The sequence below is a fragment of the Acinetobacter tandoii genome (genome assembly GCF_008867985.1).
Classification (GTDB): Bacteria; Pseudomonadota; Gammaproteobacteria; order Pseudomonadales; family Moraxellaceae; genus Acinetobacter; species Acinetobacter tandoii.
In genome coordinates this window covers 25,727-32,677 of record NZ_VXLD01000020.1, presented here as the reverse complement: position 1 = coordinate 32,677, position 6,951 = coordinate 25,727, and the positions used below count along the sequence as shown (strand labels likewise).

The following is a 6,951-nucleotide window of genomic DNA, read 5'->3' as shown; positions in this document are numbered from 1 at the left end:
TAAATAATTAATTAAAATAATAAATTCTAACCTGAATCGCGGATAAGAAATTGACTTGAAAAAGAGAAGGACTAGAGCCATCAGTTGAGTTACCACACCAAACTTAAAGCTCTAGTCCTGATGTTCAATAGTACCGAATTATTCTGCATAATTGATGATTTCTTTCTAAAATTTGAATCAATCTATTGGAATTTCTTAAAGCAGAATCTTCGATGCTCAAGAGTTCGCCCTGCTCAGCTCAGTATTTCTGAAATTACCTTTATTGCAATTTGGTATAAGTGCTCTCATTTCAATAATTTCAAAGCATTCTTCACAGCGTTAAAATATAACAATAGCCATCTATTTAAACATCTACCATGTTATCAACGCATGATTCATCTGATGAATACACATCAACTGGCTTTACATGCCCTACATTTTGCTTTGATGAAAGATCAGCAAAGCAATTATTTAATGGTGGAGCAACTAGTCAAAGGAATGACTGCAAAATTGTATGCTGATCGCAGCTATATTAGTCATGAGCTTAAGAGATGGCTTAAAGATCAAGATATTGATTTGATGACCTATCATCGTAAAAACATGCAAGTGATTAAATTATCAAAAGCGGATAACTACCACTTAAAACAACGTAATAAAATAGAAACATTATTCAGCTTGCTAAAAGGGACATACAACTTAGTCACGAGCAAAGCACGGAGTATTACAGGTTATTTGACAGGCATTTATGCTTCTCTGTGCGCTTATCAACTTTGTCATCAAAATAAGCCAATGATTTGTCTTATGGAAACATCGGCTTAAACAGGATTCGGGTTAAATTCTAAGTAAGTAAAGTGGGGTGCATGTGAAGCGAACCAAGTCGGAAAAGTTATTTGAAGAAATTTTGGAGCGAAAGCAAATTAAGTTTAACCGTATTTTGGAGGATGAAACTAAAACTCCTGATTATGAAATTATTCTCAATAGCATGAAAACCTATTGGGAAATTAAAGAACTATTTGAAAATGATGATTAGAAGGAATTACGAAAACAAATTGATCAAGGTAAAGTATTAACTCTTGATATACATTCAAAGGGTTTAGAAAATCAAATTAAGAAAGCCAAAAACAATTTAGGGGTTATAGAGTAGAAAACCAACCTTATATTATTGTAATTGCTGATTGTAGGGATTTTTTCTTTAAGGACTTTAATATTCTTTTGTCCCTAAAAAGCCTGATTATTGGTAAAGGTCATTATAAAGAAAATGAACAAGAACATTTAACCGAAATATACTGCGAGTTAGGTTTGTTTACACATTATGGTAAATACATTAGTGCCATAGCCTTTTTACAAGAAAATCAGAAAGACCTAATTTTCTTGCATAATCCACGTGCAATTTATCCACTTTTAAATGAGCCTTTAATTTCCCTGTTTAAGCATCATGAGTTTGTACAAATAACTGATCATGAACATATTTGGGTTAAATATCTAAAAAAATAGCTCAAACTTTACTTATTCTAGAAATTGAACTTGATTTATCTACTTAAAATCAACAAAGTGACAATCAGTTTAACCTTACAAATATTATTTCTTTGTCATTTTTAGGTGCTCTAAGATCATGCTGATTGTGAAAGGATCGACCAATTTATTCAATTATTAATAAAACTTTGTATGACTTTTACTAAAACTATGCTATAAAAATACTAATAGGCATAAAAATTGCTTGTATTTATTGATTAATAATGAGTAGGGTGATATGAAGTTATCGGTTGGACTTAAAGTTGCGAACTCATTGTCGTTAACTCCTCAGTTGCAACAGGCCATTCGTTTGCTTCAATTGTCTAGTTTAGAGTTGGAACAAGAAATTCAAGTTCAACTCGACAGTAACCCATTATTAGAAAAAGTAGAAGAGCAAAATAGTGTTGAAAGTTTATCAAGCTTAGAAAAAGAACATGATAATAGCGATTTAACCAATGAATTAAATGCAGATCATCTACCAGATGATCTGCCCGTCGATACGGATTGGGATGATGTTTATACCCACCAATCAACTAGTTTGGGCAGTCCTGAATTTGAAGAGCGAGAGGATAATCGTCAAGGTCATATAGGCTTAAAAGAGCATATGCTTGAGCAAATTAATTTACTTCATTTTTCTCAGATTGATCGTTTAATTGCCTACTGCATTATCGACTCATTAGATGATAAGGGGTTTTTGGATGTAGAGATTTCAGAGATTACGGCATCAGTCCAACATCTTTTGGCATCTATGGATTATGATGAAGTTATCGAAGATGATGAAGTTATAGTGGTTTTAAAGCATATCCAACGTCTTGATCCAATTGGGATTGGCGCTAGAAATCTGGCTGAATGTTTAATGGTTCAACTAGAAAGTTTACCTGTACAAACGGCTTATCGTCATGAAGCGATAATTTTACTTAAACATTATGAATTGCTGATTTCGAATGAACTGGCTAAGTTGCTTAAACAAACGGGGTTAAATACTGACCAACTCAAAGCTGCGGTAAATTTATTAAAAACATTAAAAGCACATCCAGGACTTGAGTTTGAGGATAAAGATTCTGATTACCAAATTCCTGATGTGGTGGTCATGAAGCGCAATGATCATTGGCAAATTCAGTTAAATCCTGATGTGATGCCTAAATTAAGAGTTAATTTATTTTATGCCAATATGATTCGCCGAGCTGATCAAAGTGATGAAAATCAATATTTGCGTAATCAAATGTTGGAAGCTAAAAACTTCATTAAAAGTGTAGACGAACGCCATAAAACCTTGTTGAAAGTGGCTTCTTGCATTGTTGAGCATCAAAAAGCCTTTTTAGAAATCGGTGCTGAAGGGATGAAACCTTTGGTGTTGCGTGATATTGCAGAAGAAGTTGAGTTGCATGAGTCAACAGTCTCGCGCGTGACAACCAATAAGTATATGTTGACTCCGCGTGGGTTATTTGAATTGAAGTATTTTTTTTCAAGTCACGTGGGTACAACATCGGGTGGGGAAGCCTCTTCTACAGCCATTCGTGCGAAAATTAAGAAAATGATTGCCGAAGAGAATGCACGTAAGCCATTGTCCGATAACGCGATTGCGAATATGTTGAAGGAAGAGGGAATTGATGTGGCACGGCGTACGGTTGCAAAGTATCGTGAATCGTTACATATTCCATCTTCTTCCGAGCGAAAAGTCTTGATCTAAAATTTAAAGTATGGCTATTCTAGAGATTCATTATGACGAAATAATGAATCTCTTTTTTATTTTAAAGGACTGTTGAAATGGCTTGATCAGATTGTGCAGATTCTTTTCTGGCTGTGAAACATTTCGGCTGTATCTTTGCTAATCCTAAAAGAAGGTGAGGGATAGAATTATGCAAATAACAATTCGTGGTCATCATTTAACTATCACCCCTGCAATCGAAGAAAATATTCGTGAAAAATTTGCCCAAATGACGAAACATTTAGATCAAGTCAATAGTATGCAGGTGAAGCTGTCCAAAGATCATCAAATCGACAAACATTCTAAAAAAGGTAGCTCGAATCATATTGCGGAAGCCATCATTCGCTTACCGGGTATAGAGTTGTTTGCACAGGCCACGGCAGATGATATGTACACTTCAATTAAAAAATTGACGGAAAAATTAAAACGACAATTACATAAACATCGTGAATTACAAATAGATCATGCACCAGTTTTAGCTTAATCTGGATTCCGATCTGAGGAGGTTTTGATAAACCTCCTTTTTTTATCTATAAAAATTGTGCAATGAATGCTTTATTTTACTTGATTTATAGTAAAATGGCGGGTTTTACACCATTGGTCCTGTATAGAGGTCTTTGTCATGAATAGTGATCAGCTCACTGAAATTTTGAAAACTGCTTTTCCTGAAGCTGAAGTGGCAGTTAGTGGGCAAGCGGGCAAGTTTGATCTTCGAATTGTTGATGATCAGTTTGAAGGAAAACGTCCTGTTGCGCGTCAACAGACTGTTTACGCTCCGTTGAACTCTTACATTGCAAGTGGTGAAGTCCATGCTGTGACCATTCGCGCAATGACAAAAGAAGAATGGCGCAAAGCTAGCCTTTTTGGAGCTTAAAAATTAATGGATAAATTTTTGATTCAAGGTGGTGTTAAGCTCGAAGGTGAAGTTCGAATTTCGGGTGCAAAAAATGCTGCCTTGCCATTGCTTGCAGCGATGATTTTGGCAGATTCGCCGATCAAATTGACCAATGTGCCGCATTTAAAAGATGTAAATACCTTAGTGAAGTTGATTGCAGGTTTAGGCATCACCATGACTTATGAAGGTGATACGGTTACTGCGGATACGTCTACTTTAGATAACCAGTTTGCACCTTATGAATTGGTTAAGACCATGCGTGCTTCAATCTTGGTGCTTGGCCCTTTAGTTGCACGTTATGGTAGTGCGAAAGTTTCTTTACCAGGTGGTTGTGCAATTGGTTCACGCCCAGTAGATCAGCACTTAAAAGCACTTGAAGCTTTAGGCGCTGAAATTGAAGTTGAAAATGGCTATGTGCTTGCCAAAGTCGATGGTCGCTTAAAAGGTGGTGAAGTTGTCTTTGATATGGTGACCGTAGGTGGTACTGAAAATATCTTAATGGCGGCAGTTTTGGCGGATGGTGTCACCACCATACGTAATGCTGCACGTGAACCTGAAATTACCGATCTTGCGAAAATGTTGATCAAGATGGGGGCGAAAATTGAAGGTTTAGATACGGATACATTAATTGTAACTGGTGTAGAAAGCTTACATGGTTGTGAATATGCCGTTGTAGCCGATCGTATTGAGACAGGTTCATATTTAGCTGCTGCTGCGATTACGGGTGGTCGTGTGAAGACCACGCATACTGATCCAAGTTTAATGGAGTCAGTGTTAGAAAAGTTTGAAGAAATGGGTGCGGAAGTCACCCGTGGTGAAGATTGGATTGAACTGGATATGATGGGCAAACGTCCTAAAGCAGTGAGTTTCCGTACATTGCCGCATCCAGAGTTTCCGACAGACATGCAAGCACAGCTCATGGCCGTAAACGTGATTGGTCGTGGTTTTGCGACTATTTCAGAAACGATTTTCGAAAACCGTTTTATGCATGTGCCTGAGTTGTCTCGTATGGGGGCAAATATTGAAGTTGAAGGAAATGATGCAATCGTAACAGGTGTTGAGAAGCTTTCTGCGGCACCCGTGATGGCAACAGATTTACGTGCATCATTCTCTTTGGTTTTGGCTGCATTGGCTGCTGAAGGTGAAACATTGATTGACCGTATTTATCATATTGATCGCGGTTACGAAGATGTTGAAGCAAAATTACAAGGTTTAGGTGCTCAAATTAAGCGAGTAAGTGCATGAGTGACATGAGAAACGATGATCCTAATTTCAATGTAATGGGCAATTTTGATCATGGTTTAACATTGGCATTAAGTAAGGGGCGTATTCTCAAGGAAACTTTACCCTTACTTGAAACAGCGGGTATCAATTTACTCGAAGATCCAGACAAATCCCGTAAATTGATTTTTCCGACCACACATAAGCAAGTCCGTATTTTAATTTTACGTGCTTCAGATGTGCCGACCTATGTAGAAAATGGTGCGGCAGATATTGGTGTTGCGGGAAAAGATGTGCTTATGGAACATGGCGCGCAAAATGTCTATGAACCATTAGATCTTAAAATTGCCAACTGTAAATTGATGACGGCTGGTAAGGTCGGCATGGAGCGTCCGAAAGGTCGTCTGAAAATTGCAACTAAGTATGTCAATTTAACGCGTCAATACTATGCTAGCTTAGGTGAGCAAGTCGATGTGATTAAGCTTTATGGATCTATGGAGCTAGCACCTTTAGTTGGTTTGGGTGATTACATTGTCGATGTGGTTGATACCGGAAATACCTTGCGTGCCAACGGCTTAGAGCCATTGGAAGAAATTTGTAAAGTGTCTTCGCGTTTGATTGTGAATAAAGCCAGTTTTAAGCGTAAACAAGCCTTGTTAAATCCGATTCTTGCACAGTTAGAAATAGCAGTTGAAGAACGTCAAAAGGCAAAACAAGCGTAATTAAAATGATATTCTAAAACCGCCCTTTGGGGCGGTTTTTTAATTTTTCAGTAAACAGAATAAAATCATGATGTTAATAAATGACTGACTTAACGATATATGAATGGTTTAATGTGCTAGCACTTTTTTAATAATGAAGAGCCATATGAAAACTCCAGAACAAAGAAAGCAAGCATCTATTTTAAAATTACAATCACAATCTGTGCCTTATATTGACTGGCTACCTTATATTGAAGCTGCGGATGAGATTGAACCAAGGTCAGCAGAACAAATTGCAAAACGAGCAATTGCGTGTCTATTGGTAATTCAGGCTGCTTGTGATCTTAACCATGATCAGTTTGATGATGAAACTCAAGCCTTTATCATAGAACTCATACAGAAATTTGATGTTTGGTCTGAATTGACGCCAAAAGAGCTGGCAATTATTCATCGTGAGGGCACGACACAAGATGTAATTAATATGATTTGGAAATATGAAGCCTATTGGACGTTACTTTGGGCACTCGGTGTGGTCGAAGAGCTAAATTATCCTGCAAACATTGCAGATTGTGATTTTGCGATTCAGGCCGTTTCTTCATGTGACTCTTTTGATGCATTTATGGCACAAGTAAAACTGAGAGATATTGAAGAATTATTAGATGAAGCGGATTTGATCTATCGTTATGACTGGGCATGTGTCGATGCTAGACTTAAACATCAGCAAGCACCAGCGGGTTTAAATGCGTCGGTTGTATTAGAGCGGCACGGTGCTTTAAATTGGTTAATACAGCGCGATGGTGATTGGGATCATCCCGATGTGAACACTTAATTCAACCTTTTTATATTGATGAAAGTGATTTCCGATGGGACTAAGTTGAAATGCTGATGTTATCTTGCCCACAACTTCATGGAAACAAGGTAAACTAACGCTTTCC

Annotated in this window: 8 protein-coding genes; all 8 read left to right on the top strand. The window is 37.3% G+C overall.

Annotated features, from left to right (window positions below):
• Positions 1–120: 120 nt before the first annotated feature.
• The gene (locus tag F4W09_RS16400; protein WP_151505414.1) at positions 121–798 is read left to right on the top strand and encodes a transposase; all 678 of its coding nucleotides are present in this window, start codon (positions 121–123) and stop codon (positions 796–798) included.
• 43 nt (positions 799–841) lie between these two features.
• A complete protein-coding gene (locus F4W09_RS17190) occupies positions 842–1,009 on the top strand; it encodes a hypothetical protein (RefSeq protein ID WP_171492455.1) in 168 nt (55 codons plus the stop codon).
• 720 nt (positions 1,010–1,729) lie between these two features.
• The gene (locus tag F4W09_RS16395; RefSeq protein WP_151505412.1) at positions 1,730–3,181 is read left to right on the top strand and encodes an RNA polymerase factor sigma-54; all 1,452 of its coding nucleotides are present in this window, start codon (positions 1,730–1,732) and stop codon (positions 3,179–3,181) included.
• Between the two features lie 169 nt (positions 3,182–3,350).
• Positions 3,351–3,683, top strand: coding sequence for a ribosome hibernation-promoting factor, HPF/YfiA family (gene hpf / locus F4W09_RS16390; protein WP_044740849.1), 333 nt, complete (start codon positions 3,351–3,353; stop codon positions 3,681–3,683).
• Between the two features lie 138 nt (positions 3,684–3,821).
• A complete protein-coding gene (gene ibaG, locus F4W09_RS16385; RefSeq protein ID WP_044740848.1) occupies positions 3,822–4,073 on the top strand; it encodes a BolA family iron metabolism protein IbaG in 252 nt (83 codons plus the stop codon).
• Between the two features lie 6 nt (positions 4,074–4,079).
• On the top strand, positions 4,080–5,339 hold the full coding sequence (murA, locus tag F4W09_RS16380) for a UDP-N-acetylglucosamine 1-carboxyvinyltransferase (protein WP_104441480.1): 1,260 nt from the start codon (positions 4,080–4,082) through the stop codon (positions 5,337–5,339).
• Complete coding sequence (gene hisG / locus F4W09_RS16375; protein ID WP_016167322.1) at positions 5,336–6,037, top strand: ATP phosphoribosyltransferase; 702 nt, start codon at positions 5,336–5,338, stop codon at positions 6,035–6,037. Before murA ends, hisG begins: the two co-directional genes overlap by 4 nt.
• Positions 6,038–6,182: 145 nt before the next feature.
• Positions 6,183–6,845: a DUF4272 domain-containing protein gene (locus tag F4W09_RS16370; RefSeq protein ID WP_151505411.1), complete on the top strand. Its 663-nt coding sequence runs from the start codon at positions 6,183–6,185 to the stop codon at positions 6,843–6,845.
• The last annotated feature ends 106 nt before the right edge of the window (positions 6,846–6,951 follow it).

Bases quoted from the DNA above. Each gene is read 5' to 3' on its own strand.
- F4W09_RS16400 (WP_151505414.1), top strand. From the start codon at position 121: ATGTTCAATAGTACCGAATTATTCTGCATAATTGATGATTTCTTTCTA.
- F4W09_RS16395 (WP_151505412.1), top strand. From the start codon at position 1,730: ATGAAGTTATCGGTTGGACTTAAAGTTGCGAACTCATTGTCGTTAACT.
- hpf (WP_044740849.1), top strand. From the start codon at position 3,351: ATGCAAATAACAATTCGTGGTCATCATTTAACTATCACCCCTGCAATC.
- ibaG (WP_044740848.1), top strand. From the start codon at position 3,822: ATGAATAGTGATCAGCTCACTGAAATTTTGAAAACTGCTTTTCCTGAA.
- murA (WP_104441480.1), top strand. From the start codon at position 4,080: ATGGATAAATTTTTGATTCAAGGTGGTGTTAAGCTCGAAGGTGAAGTT.
- hisG (WP_016167322.1), top strand. From the start codon at position 5,336: ATGAGTGACATGAGAAACGATGATCCTAATTTCAATGTAATGGGCAAT.
- F4W09_RS16370 (WP_151505411.1), top strand. From the start codon at position 6,183: ATGAAAACTCCAGAACAAAGAAAGCAAGCATCTATTTTAAAATTACAA.